The 21,999-nt window shown below is 74.8% G+C and carries 20 protein-coding genes; 8 read left to right on the forward strand and 12 right to left on the reverse strand.

What is annotated here, in order from left to right; translation table 11 throughout:
- Window positions 1-9 precede the first annotated feature (9 nt).
- The 4 genes from BM093_RS03620 to BM093_RS03635 form a co-directional block, all read right to left on the reverse strand.
- Complete coding sequence (locus tag BM093_RS03620; RefSeq protein WP_093337112.1) at window positions 10-1,302, reverse strand: SAM-dependent methyltransferase; 1,293 nt, start codon at window positions 1,300-1,302, stop codon at window positions 10-12.
- Complete coding sequence (locus BM093_RS03625; RefSeq protein WP_218162643.1) at window positions 1,299-2,081, reverse strand: DUF1365 domain-containing protein; 783 nt, start codon at window positions 2,079-2,081, stop codon at window positions 1,299-1,301. Before BM093_RS03625 ends, BM093_RS03620 begins: the two co-directional genes overlap by 4 nt.
- Window positions 2,078-3,358 (reverse strand): NAD(P)/FAD-dependent oxidoreductase, encoded by a 1,281-nt coding sequence (locus BM093_RS03630; RefSeq protein ID WP_093337119.1) that lies wholly within the window; start codon window positions 3,356-3,358, stop codon window positions 2,078-2,080. Before BM093_RS03630 ends, BM093_RS03625 begins: the two co-directional genes overlap by 4 nt.
- Window positions 3,359-3,646: 288 nt before the next feature.
- Complete coding sequence (locus BM093_RS03635) at window positions 3,647-4,426, reverse strand: alpha/beta hydrolase (protein WP_245773277.1); 780 nt, start codon at window positions 4,424-4,426, stop codon at window positions 3,647-3,649.
- A 453-nt stretch (window positions 4,427-4,879) separates the two neighbouring features.
- Here BM093_RS03635 and BM093_RS03640 point away from each other — a divergent pair, with 453 nt between their 5' ends.
- Window positions 4,880-5,680: a lysophospholipid acyltransferase family protein gene (locus BM093_RS03640; RefSeq protein WP_245773278.1), complete on the forward strand. Its 801-nt coding sequence runs from the start codon at window positions 4,880-4,882 to the stop codon at window positions 5,678-5,680.
- A gap of 7 nt (window positions 5,681-5,687) precedes the next feature.
- Here BM093_RS03640 and BM093_RS03645 read toward each other — a convergent pair whose 3' ends face one another.
- A complete protein-coding gene (locus BM093_RS03645) occupies window positions 5,688-7,079 on the reverse strand; it encodes a mycothione reductase (RefSeq protein WP_093337502.1) in 1,392 nt (463 codons plus the stop codon).
- Window positions 7,080-7,132: 53 nt separating this feature from the next.
- Between BM093_RS03645 and BM093_RS03650 the strand changes: the two genes are divergently transcribed.
- Entirely contained in the window at window positions 7,133-7,594 is a 462-nt protein-coding gene (locus BM093_RS03650) for a GNAT family N-acetyltransferase (RefSeq protein WP_093337122.1), read from the forward strand.
- 122 nt (window positions 7,595-7,716) lie between these two features.
- Window positions 7,717-8,154 carry a LapA family protein gene (locus tag BM093_RS03655; protein WP_245773279.1) on the forward strand — a complete coding sequence of 146 codons (438 nt, stop codon included), beginning with the start codon at window positions 7,717-7,719 and terminating at the stop codon, window positions 8,152-8,154.
- A gap of 25 nt (window positions 8,155-8,179) precedes the next feature.
- On the opposite strand, the gene BM093_RS03660 is transcribed toward BM093_RS03655, so the two are convergent.
- From BM093_RS03660 to yaaA, 4 genes are all read right to left on the reverse strand, one after another.
- Window positions 8,180-9,877, reverse strand: coding sequence for a DEAD/DEAH box helicase (locus BM093_RS03660; protein ID WP_245773280.1), 1,698 nt, complete (start codon window positions 9,875-9,877; stop codon window positions 8,180-8,182).
- Between the two features lie 258 nt (window positions 9,878-10,135).
- Window positions 10,136-10,516 (reverse strand): RIO1 family regulatory kinase/ATPase domain-containing protein, encoded by a 381-nt coding sequence (locus BM093_RS38295; RefSeq protein ID WP_425439096.1) that lies wholly within the window; start codon window positions 10,514-10,516, stop codon window positions 10,136-10,138.
- 1,038 nt (window positions 10,517-11,554) lie between these two features.
- On the reverse strand, window positions 11,555-12,025 hold the full coding sequence (locus tag BM093_RS03670; RefSeq protein WP_093337124.1) for a hypothetical protein: 471 nt from the start codon (window positions 12,023-12,025) through the stop codon (window positions 11,555-11,557).
- A 142-nt stretch (window positions 12,026-12,167) separates the two neighbouring features.
- On the reverse strand, window positions 12,168-12,917 hold the full coding sequence (yaaA, locus tag BM093_RS03675; protein WP_093337127.1) for a peroxide stress protein YaaA: 750 nt from the start codon (window positions 12,915-12,917) through the stop codon (window positions 12,168-12,170).
- A gap of 357 nt (window positions 12,918-13,274) precedes the next feature.
- On the opposite strand from yaaA, the gene BM093_RS03680 reads away from it, so the two are divergent.
- The 3 genes from BM093_RS03680 to BM093_RS03690 all read left to right on the forward strand — a co-directional run bounded on the left by BM093_RS03680 (window position 13,275) and on the right by BM093_RS03690 (window position 17,070).
- Window positions 13,275-14,585 carry a bifunctional o-acetylhomoserine/o-acetylserine sulfhydrylase gene (locus tag BM093_RS03680; RefSeq protein WP_093337509.1) on the forward strand — a complete coding sequence of 437 codons (1,311 nt, stop codon included), beginning with the start codon at window positions 13,275-13,277 and terminating at the stop codon, window positions 14,583-14,585.
- Window positions 14,586-14,603: 18 nt separating this feature from the next.
- Window positions 14,604-15,746, forward strand: coding sequence for a homoserine O-acetyltransferase MetX (gene metX / locus BM093_RS03685; protein ID WP_425439097.1), 1,143 nt, complete (start codon window positions 14,604-14,606; stop codon window positions 15,744-15,746).
- Between the two features lie 211 nt (window positions 15,747-15,957).
- A complete protein-coding gene (locus BM093_RS03690; RefSeq protein WP_093337130.1) occupies window positions 15,958-17,070 on the forward strand; it encodes an acyltransferase family protein in 1,113 nt (370 codons plus the stop codon).
- Window positions 17,071-17,305: 235 nt separating this feature from the next.
- Here BM093_RS03690 and BM093_RS03695 read toward each other — a convergent pair whose 3' ends face one another.
- On the reverse strand, window positions 17,306-17,728 hold the full coding sequence (locus BM093_RS03695) for a PPOX class F420-dependent oxidoreductase (protein WP_093337133.1): 423 nt from the start codon (window positions 17,726-17,728) through the stop codon (window positions 17,306-17,308).
- 85 nt (window positions 17,729-17,813) lie between these two features.
- Between BM093_RS03695 and BM093_RS03700 the strand changes: the two genes are divergently transcribed.
- On the forward strand, window positions 17,814-19,559 hold the full coding sequence (locus BM093_RS03700) for a proline--tRNA ligase (protein ID WP_093337514.1): 1,746 nt from the start codon (window positions 17,814-17,816) through the stop codon (window positions 19,557-19,559).
- Window positions 19,560-19,607: 48 nt separating this feature from the next.
- On the opposite strand, the gene BM093_RS03705 is transcribed toward BM093_RS03700, so the two are convergent.
- Complete coding sequence (locus tag BM093_RS03705) at window positions 19,608-20,381, reverse strand: hypothetical protein (RefSeq protein WP_143105246.1); 774 nt, start codon at window positions 20,379-20,381, stop codon at window positions 19,608-19,610.
- A gap of 76 nt (window positions 20,382-20,457) precedes the next feature.
- A complete protein-coding gene (locus tag BM093_RS03710; RefSeq protein ID WP_093337138.1) occupies window positions 20,458-20,868 on the reverse strand; it encodes a secondary thiamine-phosphate synthase enzyme YjbQ in 411 nt (136 codons plus the stop codon).
- Window positions 20,869-20,904: 36 nt separating this feature from the next.
- On the opposite strand from BM093_RS03710, the gene BM093_RS03715 reads away from it, so the two are divergent.
- Entirely contained in the window at window positions 20,905-21,987 is a 1,083-nt protein-coding gene (locus tag BM093_RS03715; RefSeq protein WP_245773281.1) for an aminotransferase class V-fold PLP-dependent enzyme, read from the forward strand.
- Window positions 21,988-21,999: the final 12 nt, after the last annotated feature.

Genomic DNA, 21,999 nt, shown 5'->3' on the forward strand with positions numbered 1-21,999 from the left:
GAAAACCACTCACGGGCGCGTCAGCGCGAACTGGTAGACGTCGAGGTAGCCGACCCGGAAGCCGGCCTCGCAGTAGCCGAGGTAGAACTCCCACATCCGGCGGAAGGTCTCGTCGAACCCGAGTGCGGCGACGTCGTCCCACCGGTCCAGGAACCGCTCGCGCCAGTGGCCGAGGGTCCGCGCGTAGTCGAGGCCCAGGCTGCGGCGCCCGGTCACCTGCAGCGTGGTGTCGGCGGCGAGGTTCTGCTCGATCGAGGTGACCGACGGGATGAGGCCGCCGGGGAAGACGTACTTGTGGATCCAGGTGTGGTCGTCCTTGGCGACGACCATCCGGTCGTGCGGCATCGTGATGGACTGCAGGCCGACGCGGCCACCCGGGGCGAGCAGCCGGTCCAGCGCGGCGAAGTAGGTGCTCCAGTACGCCTCGCCGACCGCCTCGACCATCTCCACCGAGACGACGGCGTCGTAGCTGCCGCGGGCCTCGCGGTAGTCGCGCAGCAGCACCTGTACCCGGTCGGCGACGCCCGCCTCGGCGAGCCGCTGCTCGGCCAGGGCCCGCTGCTCCTGGGAGATCGTCAGTGTGGTGACCCGGGCGCCGCGCTGTGCGGCCCGCGTGGCGAGCCCGCCCCAGCCGGTGCCGATCTCCAGCACGTGCATCCCGTCCCGCACGCCCGCCATGTCCAGGATCCCGTCGATCTTGCGCTCCTGGGCGAGCCCCAGGTCGTCGGAACCGTCGGCGAACCAGCCCGCGGAGTAGGACATGGTCTCGTCGAGGAACAGCGCGAACAGGTCGTTGGACAGGTCGTAGTGTCGGTGGATGTTCTCCCGCGACCCCTCCAGCGAGTTGACCTCCTCGCGTGGCCGGCGGGCCTCCACCCGACGACGGGCCAGGCGCTGCAGCACCGGTGGCACCAGCGTCGACAGGGTCGCGGCGAACGGGGTGAGCAGGCCGGGCAGGTCGGTCGTCGTCCAGTCGCCCGCCATGTAGGACTCCCCGAACCCGATCTTCGAGCCGGCGCCGAGCCGGGCGAAGAACGCGGCCGGCCGCTCGATCCGCATCACCGGCGAGCCGGCCCCGCCGGCGCCGATCCGCTCGCCACCGGCGAACACGACGCGCACCGGCAGCCGCCGGACGGCGTTGCGGAACAGCGACTCCGCGATCCGGGCCCGCACCGGGGCCGCGGGCGGGGTGGCCAGACCCGGCCAGATCCCCTCGTTCGGACGCGGGACGGCGCGGGCGCGCGGCCCGCGCGGCTCGGGGTGCGGTGTGGTGTCGCGGGGCAGGGCGTGCCGGATGGTCATCGCGGGCCCCCTTCCTCTGAGAAAGCTGCGGTACGGGTCTGCGTCGTCCGGTGCTGTGGGGGCCGGGTGGGTCGGGCCACGATCGGCAACCGGCGCAGCCACAGCGCGATGCCGTGCCTGCGGATGAGCGCCGAGGTCCGCTGCGGCATCAGCGGCCTGCGCAGCACGGTGCGCGCAACCGTGCGCACCGTGGCGGGGCGGTGCCGCCCGGTCAGGGTCGCGACGAACGCGGGTGCGCCGTCCTGGTGCAGGGTGACCGCGATGGCCAGCCGCTCGCCGGGCTCCGGGAGCCGCATCGCGTAGTACCCCTCGACGGTCAGGAACGGGGAGACGTAGAACTCCTTGGTGATCTCCGCCCACTGCGGGCCCTGCGCGTCGTCGGCCCAGCCCACCAGGTAGCAGTGCCGCTCGCCGTAGGTGTTGTGCACCTCGGCGATCACGCAGGCCGGTGAGCCGTCGGCGTACCGGCACCAGAAGACCGAGATCGGGTTGAAGACGTGGCCGAGCACCCGGGCGTGCGCGAGCATCAGCACCCGCCCGCCGGTGAGGTCGATGCCGCGCGCGGCGAGGAAGGCATCGACGTTCTGCCGGATCGAGCGGTCCGGGTCGCCGAGATGGTCGGCGGCGCGGAACCCGGCGAACGGGCGCAGCCACCGGGGCAGCCGCGGCAGCTCGTCGAGATCGACCAGCCACAGGTACACCGGGTGCGCGAACGCCGTCTCGAGGTCCCGCCGGCGGGCGTGCCGGACGACGGCGTCGTAGAGCGCGGGTGCGGTCACGGGGAGCCCCATCCGGCGCCGAAGGCCCGGGCAGCGCGGACGCCGGAGGCACAGCCGTCCTCGTGGAAGCCCCAGCCGTGGTAGGCGCCGGCGAACGCGGTGACCGGTGTGGTGAGGCCGGGCAGCCTGCGTTGGGCGGCCACCGACGCCGGGGTGTGGATCGGGTGCTCGTAGGTCATCCGGGCGACGACGGTGCCCGGGTCGACCCGGCCCGTGCCGTTCAGCGTGACGATGCGGTCGTCCGGGTCGGTGAGCCGCATCAGCCGGTTCATGTCGTAGCTGACCAGGACCGGGGCGTCGGGGCCCTCGGTGCAGGCCGGTTTGAGGTAGTTCCACGATGCCCGGGCGCCGCGCGAGCGGGGCAGCAGCGAGGTGTCGTGGTGCAGCCAGGTCTCGTTGCGCGAGTACGCGAAGGCGCCCAGCACCGCGCGCTCGTCGGTGGTCGCGTCGTCGCCGAGCAGCCGCAGCGCCTGGTCGGGATGGGTCGCGATCACGATCCGGTCGAACGCGGCGACCGCGTCGCCGTCGTCGCGGACCTCGGCGCCCGCGGAGGTGCGCAGCACCGACCGCACCGGGGTGCCGGTGCGCACCGCGGGCAGCTGCTTGACGATCCGGTCCACATAGGACCGCGAACCACCGGTGACGGTGCGCCACTGCGGCGAGCCGCCGATCCCGAGCAGGCCGTGGTGGTCGAGGAAGGCGAACAGGTAGCGCGCGGGGTAGGTCGTGGACACCGCGGCACCCGCCGACCACACGCACGAGACGAGCGGGAGCATGAAGTGCTCGACGAAGTAGCGCGAGTAGCCCCCGATCGCCAGGAACGCGCCGAGGGTGACGTCGCCCGCCGCCTCGTCGGACAGCACCCGGCCGGCGTGCCGGTGGAACCGCACGACCTCGCCGAGCATCCGCAGGTAGCGCGGGTTGGTCACGTTCGACAGCCGCGGGAACAGCCCGCCCAACTTGCGCGCACCGGCGTACTCCAGCCCGCAGCCGTCGCACCGCACCGACATGGACATCTCCGAGTCCTGCGTGGACACACCCAGCTCACCGAAGAGCCGCAGCAGGTTCGGATACGTCCGGTCGTTGTGGACGATGAACCCGGTGTCGACGTTGCTGACCTGGCCATCCGATGTGGTCAGCTCGTGGGTGTGCGCGTGGCCGCCGGGGCGGTCGTCGGCCTCGTAGAGCGTGACGTCGTGGGTCCGGGAGAGCAGGTACGCGGCGGTCAGGCCGGACACCCCGCTGCCCACCACCGCGACGGTCGGTCGACCGCTCATCGCCTCACTCCGTTCCGTGCCGGCTGATCCTGGCTCTGCACGACGTTCGTGGGCAGCCGGGCGGGCGGTTCGGCGGTGATCGACGACGGCGGTGTGATCTACGCCAGGCCCGCAGCGTGTGCGTCGCACAGGTTCGGTGCGTGCCGCACGGGCCCGGTCCTGTGCGGCGGGCTCACACGCTGTGCGGCACACCCGCGGCCTGTGCGGCGCCGGTCAGCGGCGCGGGCGGCGCGGGGCAGCGGGCGCGGGCGATGCGGGTCAGGGCGGGCGGCGGCGCCCGCTCGCGACCTACTGCTCGCGGGTGCCGGGGCGGCCACGCCCGTGCGTGGCCGGCCGGACGCCGCGCCGGGCGGGCAGCGGAACCCGCAGCCCGCCGGGGGTGGGCGCCCGCATCGCGTCGGTGATCCACTCGGGCGCCGGTCCGGCCCCGAGCTCGCCGAGGACGAACCCGCGCACCAGGCCGGTCCAGTCCCGGGCCCGGCGGAGCATGGCGTGGCCGTCGCCGAGCACGTCGAACCGCGCGACCCGGTCGCTCACCTCACGGGCGCGCAGGGCGTAGGCGTAGGACTCGGCCGGATCGGTCATCCGCTCCCGGTCACCGTGCGCCACGACGACCGCACGGCCGGCGAGCTGGCCGACCGGGTCCGTGCCGTCCAGCCACGGGGCCAGGGCGCAGACGGCGACGACATCCGGCGCCCCGGCCGCCCGCAGCACCGCCCGGCCGCCCATCGAGTGCCCGACCAGCGCGACCGGTCGCCCCGGGTGGCGCCGGGCGAGCGTGTCGAGGGCCCACTCGACGTCGCGGAACGCGTCCATCGCGGGCCCGTTCCAGCCGCGCAGGCGGTAGCGGAGCAGGTGGACCGCGATGCCGGTGCCGAGCCCGCTCCGGTGCGCGCGCCCGGCCCGCTCCAGGGCGCGGGCGAACGGCAGCATCCGCGCGTGGGCGAGCCCGGGCCGGTCGGCGGGCGTCGTCGAGCGGGCCCGGCCGCCGTGGGCGACGAGGACGACGGCGGCCGGCTCGGGGTGGGCCCGTCCGGAGCGCTCGAGGCGGGGCAGCGGGTCGGGCACGGACACCTCGCGGGGACGGGTGCGCGACGGCACCGGGACGGTTCTGCGCGCATGTTCGTCCGGCGGGCCGGCGGCGGCCGGTCGGTGGACCGGTGTCACACCGGGGCGCGCAGCCCGCGTGCCGGAGGGCGGACCCGGTTGCCCAGCGGGACCCGGTCGCAGACCACCGCACACCGCGGCGGACGCCCGGGCGCCGGACGGCCCGGCCGGCGGCCGGTGCGAGCGGTATCACAGCCACGAGGATGGACCGCGGAGCACTCGCGCCGGTGAGATGCGGTGCGGCCGGTAGGAACACGGAGGCCGTGCCTGCGGGCCGGCGCCGAGGATGGCCGGGCCGCGCCGGGGCCGGTCACGGGTGCCGCGGGCACGTGGAGCCGGTCGCCGGCGACCGGCGAGGATGTCCGGGGACCGGCGAGGATGTCCGGCGACCAGGGGACGAGGAGGACGCACACGATGGGGATGCCACCGGAGCTGACGGTGCGGCAGCGGATCGCGGCGACGGTGTGCCGCCGTCGTCGCGGGTCGGGGTTCTGGTTCGGTCTGGCGATCTCGGCGCTCTGGCCGTTCGTGCTGTGGGGCACCCGGATCGGCTGGCGCGGCGGTGAGCACCTGCCGCGCACGGGCGGCGCGCTGCTGGTCGGCAATCACGTCTCGTTCTCCGACCCGCTGTTCGACATCGCGTTCGGCACCACCCACGGCCGCATGCCCCGGTTCATGGCGAAGGCCGAGCTGTGGGATCTCCCTGTCGTGAAGTGGGTCCTGGGCCACGGCGGGCACATCCCGGTCTACCGGGCGTCCAAGCGGGTGGGGGAGTCGTTCACCGGCGCGATCGACGCGCTGGGCCGCGGCGAGATCGTCGCCGTCTACCCGGAGGGCACCTACACCGCGGACCCGGACGGCTGGCCGATGAAGCCGAAGAACGGCGTCGCCCGGATCGCGCTGAAGTCGGGAGCGCCGGTGATCCCGATGGCCAACTGGGGCACCCAGGAGTTCCTGCCGGCGGACGGCAAGCCGCAGTTCCGCCCGCGCAAGCGGGTCGGGATCGCGCTCGGCCCGCCCGTGGACCTGTCCGAGTTCGCCGGCAGGCCGCTGACGCGCACCACCCTGGACGCGGCCACGAAGAAGATCATGGACGAGGTCACGACCCTGCTCGAGGGCCTGCGGGACGAGACCCGGCCGGCGACGCCGTACGACCCCGACGCCGTGACCCGCCCGGAGGCCCCGGGCGAGCCGGTCGAGCGGGCGGCGGGCTGAGCGCCGCTCAGACCTCCAGGCCGAGCAGCGCGTTCTCGATCACCTCGGGCAGCGCCGGGTGGATCCAGTACTGCCCGGTGGCGATCTCGCCGACGGTCTGGCCGAACACCATGGCCTGCACGAGCTGCTGGACCAGGGTGGACGCCTGCGGGCCCAGCAGGTGCGCGCCCAGCAGCCGTCCGGTGCCCTTCTCGGCGATCAGCTTGCAGAGTCCGGTGCGGTCCTCCATCGCCCAGCCGTAGGCGACGTCGCCGTAGTCCTGGACCTTCACGGTGATGTCGAACCCGGCCTCGCGGGCCTGCGCCTCGGTCAGCCCGACCGCGGCGATCTGCGGGTCGGTGAACACCGCCGCGGGGACGTGCTCGTGGCTCGTCGCCCGCAGGTCGTCCGGCCGCGCCAGGTTGTGGCCGACGATCTTCGCCTCGTGGTTGGCGACGTGCTTGAGCTGGTGCGGGGACGAGACGTCGCCCAGCGCCCAGACGCCGTCGGCGGAGACGCTGCGCTGGTACTCGTCGACCGCGACACGGCCGTCGGCGTGCACGGTGATCCCGGCCCGGTCGAGGTCCATGCGGTCACCGTTCGGGACACGGCCGGTCGCCACGAGCAGCGTGTCGGCGACGACCTCCGAGCCGTCGTCGAGGGTGAGCCGTACCTCGCCGGGACCACCGGTGCCATCGCCGGAGACCTCGGCGACCTGACGGCCGAGGCGGCAGTCCCAGCGTGCGGTGGCGACCTTGGTGAAGCGGTCCGCGATCGTGCCGTCGAGGTGGCGCAGCAGCCTCTCCCCACGCACGATCATGGTGACCTCGACGCCGAGCGCGGAGAACACGTGCGCGAACTCGCTCGCGATGTAGCCGCCGCCCAGGATCGCCATCCGGCGCGGCAGCGAGTCGATCCGCATGACGGTGTCGGAGGTCTCGAACGGCACCCCGGAGGCGGCGACGGCCGGCGGCACGCTCGGCCGCGACCCCGCGGCGACGACCACCCGGTCGCCGCTGATCGTGTCGGTGCCGGAGCCGTCGGTGCGCTCGACCGCCAGCGCGCGCTCACCGGTGAACCGGGCGTGCCCGAAGTAGACGGTCACGTTCGGGCTGCGGTCCACCCGGTACTCCCGGCCCCCGGCCGAGATGGGGTCGATGCGGCCGAACACCCGGTCCCGGACGTCGGTCCAGCGGATCTTGTCGACGCTCGCGTCGACGCCGTAGGTGTGGGCGTGCCGGACGATCTCCGCGACGTCGGCGGCGTAGACGTACATCTTGGTGGGGATGCAGCCGACGTTCAGGCAGGTCCCGCCGAACACGCCGTGCTCGACGAGCGCGACGTCGAGGCCGGCGAACCGTTCGTCGAGGAACGTGTTGCCGGAGCCGGTGCCGATGACGACCAGATCATGGTGGGCCACCACCCGAGGCTAACCGCTTCCGCGGAGCCGCCGGCCTCTGGTACCCACGGCGGATGGCCGCGCAGACCCCGGGCGCGACGGTGCGCCGCAGCTGGGCCCCCGACCTGGACCTCGAGACCTTCTACGCCCTGCTGGCGCTGCGCACGCAGGTCTTCGTCGTCGAGCAGCGCTGCCCCTACCAGGAGCTCGACGGGCGGGACCTGGAACCGCGGACCCGGCACTACTGGCTGACCGACGGCCACACGGCCGAGGTGCTCGCGACGCTGCGGCTGCTGAAGGAGCCCGACGGCGGGTACCGGATCGGGCGGGTCTGCACCCGGGCCGACGTCCGCCGCCGCGGCCTCGGGCACCGGCTGCTCGAGGCGGCGCTGGCCGAGGTCGGTGCCGGGCACTGCGTGCTCGACGCGCAGCAGGACCAGGCCGGCTTCTACGCCCGGCACGGCTTCGAGGTCGTGGGGGAGGCGTTCGACGACGACGGCATCGCGCACGTCCCGATGCGGCGCCGCCGCCCGTGAGTGGTTATCGCGGTCCTGACCGCGATAACCACTCACGGGCGACATGTCGCGCGCGTCTGCCTCGCCCCGCGGGTTCGTAGGCGATACTCCCCGGCGCGACGGCGACCGGGAAGGCGGTTCGGATGAGCGACGATCGACGGAGTGGCGACGCACCGGAGTGGGGGCGGGTCGGACCGGAGGACCCCACCGCGGATCCGGCGACCCGTCCGGCGATGCGGGTCCCGTCGGCCGAGGTGGAGCCGTCGGAGCAGCCGACCGTGGCCGTCCCCGTCGAGGAGCAGCCGTCCGCGGACGACACGCCGACGGTCAAGCGCCGGGTGGGAAACACCCGCACCGGCGGGCTGTGGGCCGCGCTGATCCTCTCGGCGGTCGTGCTGATCTTCCTGCTGGTGTTCATCCTGCAGAACAGCGAGCCGGTCTCGATCAGCTTCCTGTGGCTGACCGGGACCCTGCCCACCGGGGTGGCGCTGCTGTTCGCCGCGATCGCCGGGATCCTGCTCGTCGCGGTGCCCGGCACCGGGCGGATCCTGCAGCTCCGCCGCCAGGCGAAGCGGCACTGACCGCCGGTGCCGGCCACCGGCCCGCCTAGCGGCGCCGGCGGCCCTGCTTCGGCTTCGGCTGCGGGCGCTTCGGCGTCGCGATCGGTTCCCCGGACGGCTCCCGCGACCCGGTGACGCGCACCAGGTCGGGGTGGCCGGGGCCCACGGTCGCCACCTCGGGACGCACGCCCGCCTGCCGGGTGAGCGTGTCCACCTCCGCCTTCTGCTCCGGGGTGGACAGCGTCACGACGACGCCGGTCTCCCCGGCCCGCGCCGTCCGCCCGGCCCGGTGCAGGTAGGCCTTCGGGTCGGCGGGCGGGTCGACGTGCACGACCAGGCCGACGTCGTCGATGTGGATGCCGCGGGCGGCCACGTCCGTCGCGACCAGCACCGGGACCTCGCCGGTGCGGAACTCGTCGAGCGCGCGGTTGCGCTGGTTCTGCGACCGACCGCCGTGCAGCGGGCCGGCCGCGACCCCCTGGCGGCGCAGTACCCGCACCATCCGGTCGGCGCCGTGCTTGGTGCGCACGAACAGGATCGTGCGGCCCTCCCGCGCGGCGATCTCCGCGATCACCCGGGACCGGTCGTCGCGGGGGACGACGAGCACGTGGTGCTCCATCGTGTCGACGCTCGCCGTGGGCGGTGCCACCGACCGCGTGACCGGGTCGGTGAGGTGGCGGCGCACGAGGGTGTCGACCTCGCCGTCGAGGGTGGCGGAGAACAGCAGCCGCTGGCCGTCGGACGGCGTCCGGTCCAGGATCGCGCGGACCTGCGGCAGGAAGCCCATGTCGGCCATCCGGTCGGCCTCGTCCAGCGCGGCGACCGTGACCTCGGACAGATCGCAGGTGCCCTGCTGGATGTGGTCGGTCAGCCGGCCGGGGGTGGCGACGAGCAGGTCGATGCCCCGCCGCAGCTCGGAGATCTGACGGTTCATCGACATCCCGCCGACGACGGCCGTGACCCGCAGGTCCACCGCCGCGGCCAGCGGGGTGAGGACGTCGACGACCTGGGTCGCGAGCTCCCGGGTCGGCACCAGCACCAGGCCCCGCGGGGCGGTCGGACGGGCCCGCTCACCGGTGAGGCGGGCGAGCAGGGCCAGGCCGAACGCGAGCGTCTTCCCGGAACCGGTCTGGCCGCGGCCGAGCAGGTCCCGGCCGGCGAGGGTGTCCGGCAGCGTGGCGGCCTGCACCGGGAACGGCGCGGTGAAGCCCTCGTCGGCGAGCGCCTTCACCAGGCGCTCGGGCAGGCCGAGCTCGGCGAACGACGGCATGCCCGACGGCGGGGGAGTCCACTGCACGACGTCCGCGCCGGCGTGCGACGACTGCGCCGCCGGGGCCGACGAGGTGCGGCCGGCGCCCTTCCGCGCGCCGCCCTTGCGGGGGCCGGCGGGGTTCTGCTGCTGTCCGGGCGCCGCCTGGGTGGCACGCTGCCCGCCGCGGCGCCGTCCGCCCGGCCGGGGCCGGCCGCCACCGGCGTTGCCGTCCCGGTCCGCGCGGCGGGGCTCGCCGCCGGCGTTCGCGGGACGGCCGGCGGTGTCGTGGGACTCGCCCCGCTGCCGGGGTGCGTTCGGGTGCTCGTCGCTGCGGGCGCCCGGCCGGCGTCCGCGGTCGTGTTCGGGCAGGCCGGGGGCGGAGCGGTCGTCGCGGCGCGGGCCGCGACCGGCGTCCGTGCCCCGGCGGGGGCCGCGGTCGCCCTCGCTGCGGCGGGTGGCGTGGTCGCCGGCCGGCCCGGACGGGCGGGTCACGCGACGACGACGGGATTCGGGCCTGGTCACAGGTCTCCTTGCAGGACGTGGCACGTCCTGCGGAGACCTCGGGGAGGAGGAATGCTGCGCCGACGGGCCCGGGCGCGGCTCTGCATCCTCGCGGCGCGCGCTCCGTGATGGGAAATCGGTCCGGCGGATGGGCCGAACACTCGTTGATCCACGATACGCCCCGGACGGGGGACCACCCGCGGCGGGCCGCCCGTGAGTGGTTGTCGCGGCCCCAACCACGAAAACCACTCACGGGCGGCGGAGCCGCGAGCGTTCGCGCAGCTCGGTGAGCAGGCGTTCCGGAGCGGCCGGGTCGAGGCCGCGGGCGGTGAACCACTCACCGAGTCGGCGGACGTCGCGCTCGAGGAATCCCGGGCCCTGCGGGTTGCCGACGACGTCGACGACCTGCGGCAGGTCGATCAGCACCGGACGGCCGTCGTGCACCAGGACGTTGTAGGCGGACAGGTCGCCGTGGGTGTAGCCCAGGTCGGCGAGGATGCCCAGCGCGCCGGCCAGCTCGTGCCACCACGCGTCGCGCTCGTCCGCCGCGGGGCGGGTGGCGGCGAGCCGGGGTGCGGCGGTGCCGTCCGGCGTCCCGAGGAACTCCAGCAACACCTCGGTGCCCGCCACCGACACCGGGTACGGGACCGGCGCCCCGGCCTCGTGAGCCGGGCCAGCGCCGTGAACTCGGCACCCGCCCACTGCCCGGCGATCAGGTCGCGGCCGACGGCGGTGCGCCGGGCCATCGCCCGGGTCTCCCGGGACCGGCGCACCCGGCGTCCCTCCAGGTAGCCGGCGTCGCGATGGAACGAGCGGTGCGCCGGGTCGCGGTAGCGCTTGGCGGCGAGCAGCACGCCCGGCCGGCCGGGCAGGCCCCGCTCGACCAGGTGGACGTCGGCCTCCTTGCCGGTCTTGAGGATCCCGTGTTCGCGGTCGACGGCGCCGGCGTCGGTGACCAGCCACGCCGGCCACGGGCGCGGGCCGCGCGCCCCGGCGGTCACCGACGGCCAGGTGCTCCAGCGGTCACCCTCGGGTGGGGCGTCCGGGTCGTGCCCGGTACGCCCGTCGACGTCGTGCGCCTGCGCCGGCCCGAAACCGGACCGGCGGCGGTCGTCGGTGTCGGCGACGTCGCTGTCGTGGGGGGCGCTGTCGTGGAAGTCGCTGTCGTGGGGGGCGCGGTAGGTGTCGACATCGTCGTCGTCGAAGCGGCGGCGACGGCGGCGGACGGGTTCGGTCCGTCGGGAGGAATGCACTCTCGGGCTCCGGAGGGCAGCAGGGACGCCGCGCGGCTCCGGGCACGCTCGTGCCCGGGTCAGCCGCGGGGCGGGGACGGGCGGAGCGGGTGCGCAGCGCGCACCCGGGCACGGGTGACGGCCATCGGTACGCACCTCCCGCTGCCCTGCGCGGTCGCCCGCGCGCCGGTCCCTCCGGATACCGACACCCTGCCGCGGCCCGGCGCCCGGTGCCACCGGTTTTCGGCGGCCGGTGCCGACGACCGCTCCGCAGGCTCCGCGCGGTGCTGATGTTCGCTCCGCAGGCTCCGCGCGGTGTGGAGGTGCGCTCCGCAGGCTCCGCGCGGTGTGGAGGTGCGCTCCGCAGGCTCCGCGCGGTGTGGAGGTGCGCTCCGCAGGCTCCGCGCGGTGCGGAGGTGCGCTCCGCAGGCTCCGCTCAGCCCAACGCGGTGAGGGCTCCCAGCCCCAGCGCCCCGAACAGCACCCCCCACACGATGATCGTGATCGTCTGCCACACCACGACCTGCCGGCGGTCGAGCCCGGCGGCGACCATGGCGAAGGCGGTGAACGAGATCGCCATCAGCGTCGGCGCGAGCAGCGAGGCGACCGGGACGCCGTAGCGGTCCACCCGGGCGACGAGCTTGCGCCGGCGCTCGCTCTGCGGCTTCTCCCGGCCCCGGGTCAGCCCGCGCCGCGCCCGGGTGCCCAGCCAGGTCGCGGCGGCCAGCGCGAGCAGGTTCCCGGCCACCGCCGCCACGACGGCCACGATCACCGGCATGCCCGCCAGCGCCCCGACGCCCGCACCGACGTAGGACTCGAGGAACGGCACGATCCCGATCACCAGCACGGCCAGGATCTGCAGCGCGGGGTGCAGGGTGTCCACCAGGGCGTTGAGCTGCTCGATCATGACGACGATCCTGCCGGTCCGGCCGGTCTGTCCGGAACGCCCGGTTGTCACGATCCTGCCCCGTTCTGTGCACGGCGCAGCCGTGACAGATGTCAGATCACCCCGGCCGGGGCATCGGGCCGAGATCGTCAGGCGAGCGGTATCAGGCCGGGATCACCAGGTCGAGATGATCGCCGGTGCGCTCCACGACGTGCCCGGCCCGGCGGACGATCCGCACGACCGCGGCCGCGTCGGACGGCTCGGCCCGCGACGTCGCCAGCAGCCGTGCCAGCCCGCCCTTGTGGGACTTGTTGTGGTGGCTGACGACCGAGCGGCTGCCGTCGGCACGCTCGGCGAGCACGTTGACGGTCACGGCGCCGGGGACCACCCCGAGCGCCGCGTAGCCGCCGGAGCGCAGGTCGACGACGAGCTCCCCGGCCGCGATCCGGGCCAGCAGCGGGTCCAGCGCCGGCCGCCAGCGCGCGGCCAGCGTCCCGGAGCCGGGCAGCTTCGAGGACGCGGAGAGCCGGTAGGGCGGGATCGGGTCGTCGGCGCCGAGCAGCCCGAACAGCGCCGAGCAGACCGCGAGCCGGGACCGGGCACGGCCACGGGTGGCCGCGGTGAACGAGCCCGCGTCGAGCGCGTCGTAGAGCACGCCGGTGTAGCGGTCGAGGGCCGGCATCGTCGCGGCGGACGCGAGCGCGGCGTTGCGGTCGATCTCGGCGTCCTGCCGTTCCGAGACCCCGAGCGCCCGCCGCGCCGCCGGACGGTCCCCGGCCAGGGCGACGAGCTCGTCGACGAGCTCCTTGCGGACGGCGCCGAGCTCGGCGTCGTGGGAGAGCGCGGACAGGTCGAGCGGGGGGCCGTCCCCTCCGCCACGCTTGGTCTCCGAGGGCGGCAGCAGCACGAGCACGGCGGGCCAGCCTAGTGGCCGCCCGGAATGTCGCCGCCGGCTGCCCGGAATGTCGCCGCTGTCCGAGACCTGCTCACTCCTGCGTGACACCCACCCGGCGTTGTGTGGTGTGGATCGCCGGACTAGGTTCGACCCCGTGACCTGCCTCGTGGCGCGCCTCCACGTCGACTGTATGCGGATCACGAGCGCGGCCTGTCGTCCCTGTCGCTGACCCCGCGCTCGTCACGGGTTGCGCGCACCCCGCGCCACCCGATCCGCCCCGACCACACCGCCGACGCCGCGGGCCGTCACACCGCCGATCCACGAGGTGATCGGCGCCGACCGCCGATGGTGCCGGCCGACACCGAGGAGTTACCCATGACCGACCCGGACCCGACCGCCTCCTGGTCCTTCGAGACCAAGCAGGTGCACGCGGGCGCGTCCCCGGACCCGACCACGGGTGCCCGGGCGACGCCGATCTACCAGACGACGTCGTACGCGTTCCGGGACACCGAGCACGCGGCGAACCTGTTCGGGCTGGCCGAGCTCGGGAACATCTACACCCGGATCATGAACCCGACCCAGGACGTCCTGGAGCAGCGGGTCGCGGCCCTCGAGGGCGGTCTCGGTGCGGTCGCGTTCGCCTCGGGGCAGGCGGCGCAGACCCTGGCGCTGCTGAACATCGCCGAGGCCGGCTCGCACGTGGTCTCCTCGGCCTCGCTCTACGGCGGCACCTACAACCTGTTCCACTACACGTTCCCGAAGATGGGGATCGAGGTCTCGTTCGTCGACGACCCGGACGACCCCGAGGCGTGGAAGGCCGCCGTCCGGCCCAACACCAAGGCCTTCTACGGCGAGACGCTGGGCAACCCGCGCGGCAACGTCCTCGACATCGCCGCCGTGGCGCAGGTCGCCCACGACAACGGCGTCCCGCTGCTGGTCGACAACACGATCCCGTCGCCGTACCTGCTGCGTCCGATCGAGCACGGCGCCGACATCGTCATCCACTCGGCCACCAAGTTCCTCGGCGGCCACGGCACCACGATCGGCGGCGTCGTCGTCGACTCCGGCACCTTCGACTGGGGCGCGCACGCCGAGCGGTACCCGGGCCTCACCACGCCGGACCCGAGCTACCACGGGCTGAACTACTGGGAGGCCCTCGGCGCCCAGTCGTACCTGATCAAGCTGCGGGTGCAGCTGCTGCGCGACCTCGGCCCGGCCATCTCGCCGCACAGCAGCTTCCTGCTGCTGCAGGGCATCGAGACGCTGTCGCTGCGGATCGAGCGCCACAACGAGAACGCCCAGGCCCTCGCCGAGTGGCTGGAGCAGCGCGACGAGGTCGAGAAGGTGCACTACGCCGGCCTGCCGTCGAGCCCGTGGCACCAGCTGCAGCAGCGCTACCTGCCCAAGGGCGGCGGCGCGATCGTGTCCTTCGAGCTGCGCGGCGGCCTCGAGGCGGGCCGTAAGTTCGTCGACGCCCTCGAGCTGCACAGCCACCTCGCCAACATCGGTGACGTCCGCAGCCTCGTGATCCACCCCGCGTCCACCACGCACAGCCAGCTCTCCGGTGAGGAGCAGCTGGCCGCCGGTGTCGCCCCGGGCCTGGTCCGGCTCTCGGTCGGGCTGGAGGGCATCGAGGACATCAAGGCCGACCTGGATGCGGGTTTCCGGGCGTCGAAGGGCGCCTAGGGGAAAGGTGCCCAGAAGTTGATCAGCACGAACCGTCTCCCTCCCGCCAGCGGTGCCTGGCGGGAGGGGGACGACCCCGGCCGACGCCGGTTCCTCGATCTGCCCGCCCCGCTGAAGCTGCAGGCCGGCGGCGAGCTGCCCGGCGTCCGGCTGTCGTACGAGACCTGGGGCGAGCTCGCTCCGGACGGCTCCAACGCCGTCCTGGTGCTGCACGCCCTCACCGGTGACACCCACATCGAGGGGCCGGCCGGCCCCGGGCACCCGACCGCCGGGTGGTGGCCCGGGCTCATCACGCCCGGCGGGCCGCTCGACCCGGCCCACTGGTTCGTCGTCGCCCCGAACGCGGTCGGCGGCTGCCAGGGCAGCACCGGGCCGGCGTCCACCGCGCCGGACGGGCGCCCGTGGGGGAGCCGGTTCCCGCTGGTCACCGTGCGGGACACGGTGGCCGCGGAGCAGCACCTCGCCGATGCCCTCGGCATCGACGCCTTCGCGTGCGTGATCGGCGGGTCGATGGGCTCGATGCGGTCCCTGGAATGGGCCGCGACCGAGCCCGACCGGGTGCAACGGCTGTTCATGCTGGCCGGCCCGGCGGCCTCGTCGGCCGACCAGATCGGCTGGGCCAACCCGCAGATCGAGGCCATCCGGGCGGACCCGCACTGGCGCGGCGGCGACTACCACGACGCCCCCGAGGGCCCGTGGCGCGGCCTCGGCATCGCCCGCCGGATCGCGCACCTGAGCTACCGGTCCGGTGAGGAGCTCGCGACGCGGTTCGGCCGTGACCCGCAGGACGACGAGGACCCCTACGCCGGCGGCCGGTACGCCATCGAGTCGTACCTGGACCACCACGCGAACAAGCTCGTGCGCCGGTTCGACGCCGCGTCCTACGTCCGGCTGACCCAGCTCATGAACCATCACGACGTGGGTCGCGACCGCGGTGGCGTGGAGTCCGCGCTGAGCCGGGTACGGGCCCGGACCTACGTCGCCGGTGTCACCTCGGACCGGCTGTACCCGGTGGCCGAGCAGGAGGAGCTGGCCGCGGGGATCCCGCACGCCGACCCGGTCAAGGTGATCGACTCGCCGTACGGGCACGACGGGTTCCTGGTCGAGACGCCCGTCGTCGCGGGGCTGCTCGCGGAGCTGCTGGACCGGCCGGCCGCCTGAGTTCTGCTGGGCGAGCGGGCGGGGGCGGTTGTTCGCTCCGCACGCTCGCACGGCGCTAATTGCTTCGCTGCGCAATCTCGCTGGTGCTGGTTGTTTCGCTCCGCAAGCTCGCTCAGTGTCTGACGTTTCGCTCCGCAAGCTCGCTCAGCGTCGTCTCAGGGTCGCTGCTCTACGGTCCGGCACGCCCGTGGCCCCGACGACGGAGCAGCCCATGGCCCGCCACCGAGCCGAGCGCCGATCCACCGTGCGGATCGCCCCGATCGGCACGGTCCCCGCGACGTTCCCCCCGCCGCGACGGCCCGGGGACGACCGTCCCCGCCCCCGTACCGCGTGGGTGGATGCCGCGAAGGGGATCTGCATCGTGCTGGTGGTGCTGCACCACGCGGTGATGTTCCTGGGCCTGCACGGGCTGGTGCCCGGCCCGCTCGAGATGCTGAACACGGCACTGGCCTCGCTGCGGATGCCGCTGTTCTTCCTGGCCTCGGGGCTGTTCCTCGCCGCGGCACTGACCCGGCCGTGGCGGACGCTGCTGCACAAGCGGGTCGCCCTGTTCGCCTGGCTCTACCTGCTCTGGACGACCGTGCAGTTCGGGGTGATGGCGGCGCTGCCCGCCGGTACCGCCCCCGGTCTCGCCACCCAGGACGCGAACGGGCTGCTGTTCAGCCCGCTGCTCCCGGCGCCGTCGATGTGGTTCCTGTACGCACTCGCGCTCTTCTCGGTGGCGGCGCGACTGCTGCAGCGGGTCCCCGCCGCGGTGCTGCTGGTCGGGACCGGGGTCCTGAGTGCGCTGGTCGGCGCGGGCACGATCGAGATCGACTCGTTCGCCTGGATGTTCATGGCGCGGTACGCGTTCTTCTTCGTGCTCGGCTGGCACGGGCGCGCGCTCGTCGAGCGGCTGGCGGCGGCGACGTCGCCGCTGCGGGTGCTCGCGGTGGCCGTCCTGGCCGGCGGTACCGCCGCCGCCTCGGTGGTGTTCGGGCTGCGGGAGATCCCCGGCGTCGCGTTCGCGCTGAACCTGATCGCGGTCGCGGGCGGGGTGCTGGCCGCCGCCCAACTCGCCCGGTGGCGGGTCGGCCGGGTCGCGGTCGCGCTCGGCCGCCGCACGCTGCCGATCTACCTCACGAACATCCTGATGATCGGCGGGCTGACCGCGCTGCTGTCCGGGGTGCAGCTGCCCGCACCCGCGCAGTACGCGCTGGTCGCCGCGGTCACCGCCGCCGCCGTCGTGGCGACACTGGCGCTGCACCGGGCGCTGACCGCGCTGCGGGCCGGCTGGCTCTACGACCTGCCCGGCCGCTGGGCGGTCCGCCCCGCCATCGGCTGAGCGGAGCCTGCGGAGCGAACATCAGCCCTTCGCAACTGAGCGGAGCCTGCGGAGCGAACATCAGCCCTGAGCGGAGCCTGCGGAGCGAACATCAGCCCTGAGCGGAGCCTGCGGAGCGAACATCAGCCCCGAGCGGAGCCTGCGGAGCGAACATCAGCCCTGAGCGGAGCCTGCGGAGCGAACATCAGCCCCGAGCGGAGCCCGCGGAGCGAGCATCGGCACTGAGCGCCGCCGCTCAGCCGATGCGCTCGCCGTAGACGCGCTGCACGCGCATCGTCATGAGCACCCGCCGGTCGCGGACCATGGCGGCACGGAAGTCGTCCCAGTCCGGGTGCTCGCCCGCGGCGGCGCGGTACCAGTCGACCAGCGCCTGGACCGCGGGGCCGTCCGGGGAGTCGTCCGGCCCGACCAGCTCGACCGGGCCCTCGGCGGTGGCCCAGGCCCGCCCGTCGCCGCTCTCGACCGACAGCGCGGCCCGCGGGTCGCGGCGCAGGTTGGCCGTCTTCGCCCGGCCCTCGGTCATCGAGACGCCGATCGTCCCGGCGGCGCGGTCGTAGTACGGCGTCACCGGCGACAGCTGCGGCATCCCGCTGCGTTTGATCGTCGCCAGCGTGCCCTGCCGTGCGTTCTCGAGCAGCTCGTGCTGTTCGGCTCCCATGCCCGGGCCAACTCCCGGGCCCCGCCGGGTGTTCCCGCGGGAACCTGGATGAAGCCGCGTGACGGCTGTGGCTACCCTGACCCGGGTGTTGACCCGGATGTCGTCGCTGTTCCTGCGCACCCTGCGCGAGGACCCGGCCGACGCGGAGGTACCCAGCCACAAGCTGCTGGTCCGCGCCGGCTACGTCCGTCGCGTGGCCCCCGGCGTCTACTCCTGGCTGCCGCTCGGTCTCAAGGTGCTCCGCCGCATCGAGAACGTCGTGCGCGAGGAGATGGACGCCATGGGCGGCCAGGAGATCCAGTTCCCGGCGCTGCTGCCGCGCGAGCCGTACCAGGCGACGAACCGGTGGACCGAGTACGGACCCGCGCTGTTCCGGATCAAGGACCGCAAGGGTGCCGACTACCTGCTCGGCCCCACCCACGAGGAGCTGTTCACGCTCGCGGTGAAGGGCGAGTACTCGTCCTACAAGGACTACCCGGTCGTGCTGTATCAGATCCAGAACAAGTACCGCGACGAGGAGCGGCCCCGCGCGGGCATCCTGCGCGGCCGCGAGTTCCTGATGAAGGACTCCTACTCGTTCGACCTGTCCGACGAGGGGCTGTCGGAGTCCTACCGCAAGCACCGCGAGGCCTACGTCAAGATCTTCGACCGGCTCGGGCTGACGTACGTGATCGTGGCGGCCACGTCCGGCGCGATGGGCGGCTCGGCGTCCGAGGAGTTCCTGGCCGAGTCCGCGACCGGCGAGGACACCTTCGTCCGCAGCGCGGGCGGGTACGCCGCGAACGTGGAGGCGGTGACCACCCCGGCGCCCCCGGCGCGGGAGATCGAGGGGCTGGCCCCGGCCCAGGTGCACCACACCCCGGACACCCCGACCATCGAGTCGCTGGTCGCGTTCCTCAACGCGCACACCGACCGGACGTTCACCGCGGCGGACACCCTGAAGAACGTCCTGGTGAAGATCAAGCAGCCCGGGGCGGACGAGTGGGAGCTGCTCGGCGTCGGTGTGCCCGGGGACCGCGAGGTCGACATGAAGCGGCTCGAGGCGGGGCTCGAGCCCGCCCAGGTGGAGCTGCTGGAGGAGGCCGACTTCGCCCGGCACGACTTCCTGGTCAAGGGCTACATCGGGCCGGGTGCGCTGGCCGCGAACGGGGTCCGCTACCTCGTCGACCCGCGGATCGTCCCCGGCACCGCCTGGGTGACCGGCGCCGACAAGGCCGACCACCACGTCGTCGACCTGGTGTGCGGGCGCGACTTCACCCCGGACGGGACCATCGAGGCCGCCGAGGTGCGTGCCGGCGACCTCGCCCCCGACGGCAGCGGTGAGCTCGAGGCCGCCCGCGGCATCGAGATCGGGCACATCTTCCAGCTGGGCCGCAAGTACGCCGACGCGTTCGCCCTCGACGCGCTGGGCCCGGACTCGAAGCCGATCCGGATCACCATGGGGTCCTACGGCATCGGGGTGTCCCGGCTGGTCGCCGCGGTCGCCGAGCAGTGCCACGACGAGTCGGGGCTGGTGTGGCCGCGGTCGGTCGCGCCGTTCGACGTGCACGTCGTGGTCGCCGGGAAGTCCGCCGAGCTGCTCGAGGGCGGCGAGGCCGTCGCGGCCGAGCTGGAGGCACAGGGCCTGTCGGTGCTGCTCGACGACCGCAAGGCCAGCCCCGGCGTCAAGTTCGCCGACGCCGAGCTGGTCGGGGTCCCCACGATCGTCGTCGTCGGGCGCGGGCTGGCCGACGGCACGGTCGAGCTGAAGGACCGGGCCACCGGTGAGCGGACCGAGATCCCGCGCGAGGGCGTGGCCGGGCACGTGGCGGGGGTCGTCCGGGGCGGCTGAGCCCGCGGCTGAGCACTGCCCCGGTCCGCGCACCGGCGAACGCCGGGGTCAGCGGGCGGGCGCGACCGCCGACTCCGCGAGGTCGGTGAGGTCCTGCTGCGGAACGGCGTCGCCCGGTCCGCCCGCGGTGTCCGCGGCCACGACGAGCATCGCGACGCCGGTGGAGCCGTCCTGCGCCTGGGTGCGGGGTACCGCCAGCACCCCGACGGACCCGTCGGTGGCACGGCATCCGGCGGCCCCGGCGGTCGTGCCGTCGGTCCGTACGGTCGCCTCCACCCACGAGCCCTCCGGGCCCTCGGGGCCCGCACCGCCGGGCCGCGGGCCGGCCGGCCCGACCGCCACCTGGGGTGCCGACCCGGCGTAGGCGGACTCGGCGGCACCGCGGGCGAACGCCTCGGCCGCCTGCCCGACCGTCGTCCCGGCCGGTACGGCGACGAGCGCGGCCGCGGCGACCCCGCGGGGGGTGGCGTCCGCGGGGCAGTGGCCTGCGACGAACGGTGGGACCTCGGCGAGCCGGGTGAACGGGACCCCGAACACGTCCAGGCCCGGCGCCCCGGCAGGTGCGACGGTCCACCCCGAGGGCGGGGTCACCGCGAACGCCTCCGACGTCGCCGGGGCCGCCGCGGCCGGTTCCGGCCCGGTGGAGCCGCCGGACGTCAGCGCCGCGGCCGTGCCGGCCACGAGCAGCACCGCCACGACGGCGGCGAGCGCGGGCCGGAGCCGGCGCCCGGGACCGGGCGGGGAGTCGGGGGAAGGGGACCCGGCCGGGCGAGCCTGCGGTGGCGCGCCCGGACGGCTGGTCGTCGCCCGGCCGGAGGTCACCGGCGCAGCGTACGACGCGGTGCAACCGCGCCGGACGGCGGCTGCGGGAGCCGGGTCGTCGGGACGACCGCAGCGGTCAGCCGGGCAGCAGCGACAGCCGCACCGAGCGCGTCGGGTTGTCCACGTTGGTGTCGATCAGGCACACCGACTGCCAGGTGCCGAGCGCCGGGCGCCCGTCGAGCACCGGGACCGTCATGGACGGCGGCACGAACGCCGGCAGCACGTGGTCGCGGCCGTGGCCCGCGCTGCCGTGCCGGTGCCGCCAGCGGTCGTCGGCGGGCAGGACCTCGCGGAGCTGGGCGAGCAGGTCCGCGTCGCTGCCCGCCCCGGTCTCGATCACCGCGATCCCGGCGGTGGCGTGCGGGACGAACACGTGGAGCAGGCCGTCGCCGCCGCCCGCGTCGGTGAGGAAACGTTCGATCCGGCTCGTCAGGTCGACCACGGTCTCCTCGGAGCCGGTCCGGATCTCGATCAGCTCGCTGTGCACGGGCCCAACCTAGGACCCTCGCTACGCTCGGGCAGCGTGGGAGACGTCGTGGAAGACACCGTCACGGCCTTCGGCCGGGAGTTGCCGCACCGTCCGGGCTATCTCAACACCGCCAGTATCGGTGTGCCGCCGCTGTGTGCCTCCGCGGCGGTGGCCGAGGTGGTACGGCGGTGGGCGGAGGCCGACACCGCGCCCGCGGACTTCGACGCCGACGTGGAGACCGCCCGCGCCGGGTTCGCCGCGATCACCGGGGTCCCGGTCGGCGACGTGGCGCAGGGCGCGACGGCGTCCGGGCTGATCGGCCCGCTGGCCGCGTCGGTCCCGGACGGCACCCGGGTGCTGGTCGCGGCCGGGGAGTTCTCCAGCGTCACCCGGCCGTTCGCGGCGCAGGCGCACCGCGGGGTGCGGGTCACCGAGGCACCCCTGGAGGAACTCGCCGCGCAGGCCGGCGGGCACGACCTCGTCGCGGTCTCGGCCGTGCAGTCCGCCGACGGCCGCCTCGCCGACCTCGGCGCGCTGCGGGCCGCCCGGGAGCGCCACGGCGTCCGGCTGCTGCTCGACGTGACCCAGGCCGCGGGCTGGCTGCCGCTGCGCGACGCCCGGGCCGACGCCGTCGTCGGGGCGGGGTACAAGTGGCTGCTCGGCCCGCGCGGCACCGCCTGGCTGGCCCAGCGGCCGTCCTGGGTGGAGGGTCCGCCGGGCGGGCAGCGGTGGCCGGAGGTCGTCCGGCACGGCGCAGGGTGGTACGGCGCCCGGGACCGTTGGGGCGGCGGGCTCTACACCCCGGACCCACCGGCCCGCCCCGGCCCGGCCGGTGCCGAGGAGGCACCGGTGTGGATCGCCCACGCCGGGTCCGCGGTGACGGTGCCGTGGCTGGCCTCGCTCGACCCGGCGGCGCTGCGGGCGCACTGCGCCGGGCTCGCCGACGACCTGCGCGAGCGGCTCGGCATGGCACCCACCGGGTCGGCGATCGTGTCCGTGCGGGCCGACGGCGCGGCCGGGAAGCTGGCCGCGGCCGGGATCCGCGCGGCAGTCCGCGACGGCGCCGCGCGGCTGTCGTTCCACCTGGCCAACACCCCCGACGACGTCGACCTGGCCGTCCGGGCGCTGCGCTCCTGACCGGGCCGTCGC

The sequence above is a fragment of the Pseudonocardia ammonioxydans genome (assembly GCF_900115005.1).
In the GTDB taxonomy this organism is placed as follows: Bacteria; Actinomycetota; Actinomycetes; order Mycobacteriales; family Pseudonocardiaceae; genus Pseudonocardia; species Pseudonocardia ammonioxydans.

Coding starts and splice junctions, on each gene's coding strand:
- BM093_RS03620 (WP_093337112.1), bottom strand. CDS start 1,302: ATGACCATCCGGCACGCCCTGCCCCGCGACACCACACCGCACCCCGAG.
- BM093_RS03655 (WP_245773279.1), top strand. CDS start 7,717: ATGAGCGACGATCGACGGAGTGGCGACGCACCGGAGTGGGGGCGGGTC.
- BM093_RS03630 (WP_093337119.1), bottom strand. CDS start 3,358: ATGAGCGGTCGACCGACCGTCGCGGTGGTGGGCAGCGGGGTGTCCGGC.
- BM093_RS03650 (WP_093337122.1), top strand. CDS start 7,133: ATGGCCGCGCAGACCCCGGGCGCGACGGTGCGCCGCAGCTGGGCCCCC.
- BM093_RS03640 (WP_245773278.1), top strand. CDS start 4,880: ATGGGGATGCCACCGGAGCTGACGGTGCGGCAGCGGATCGCGGCGACG.
- BM093_RS03680 (WP_093337509.1), top strand. CDS start 13,275: ATGACCGACCCGGACCCGACCGCCTCCTGGTCCTTCGAGACCAAGCAG.
- BM093_RS03690 (WP_093337130.1), top strand. CDS start 15,958: ATGGCCCGCCACCGAGCCGAGCGCCGATCCACCGTGCGGATCGCCCCG.
- BM093_RS03695 (WP_093337133.1), bottom strand. CDS start 17,728: ATGGGAGCCGAACAGCACGAGCTGCTCGAGAACGCACGGCAGGGCACG.
- BM093_RS03670 (WP_093337124.1), bottom strand. CDS start 12,025: ATGATCGAGCAGCTCAACGCCCTGGTGGACACCCTGCACCCCGCGCTG.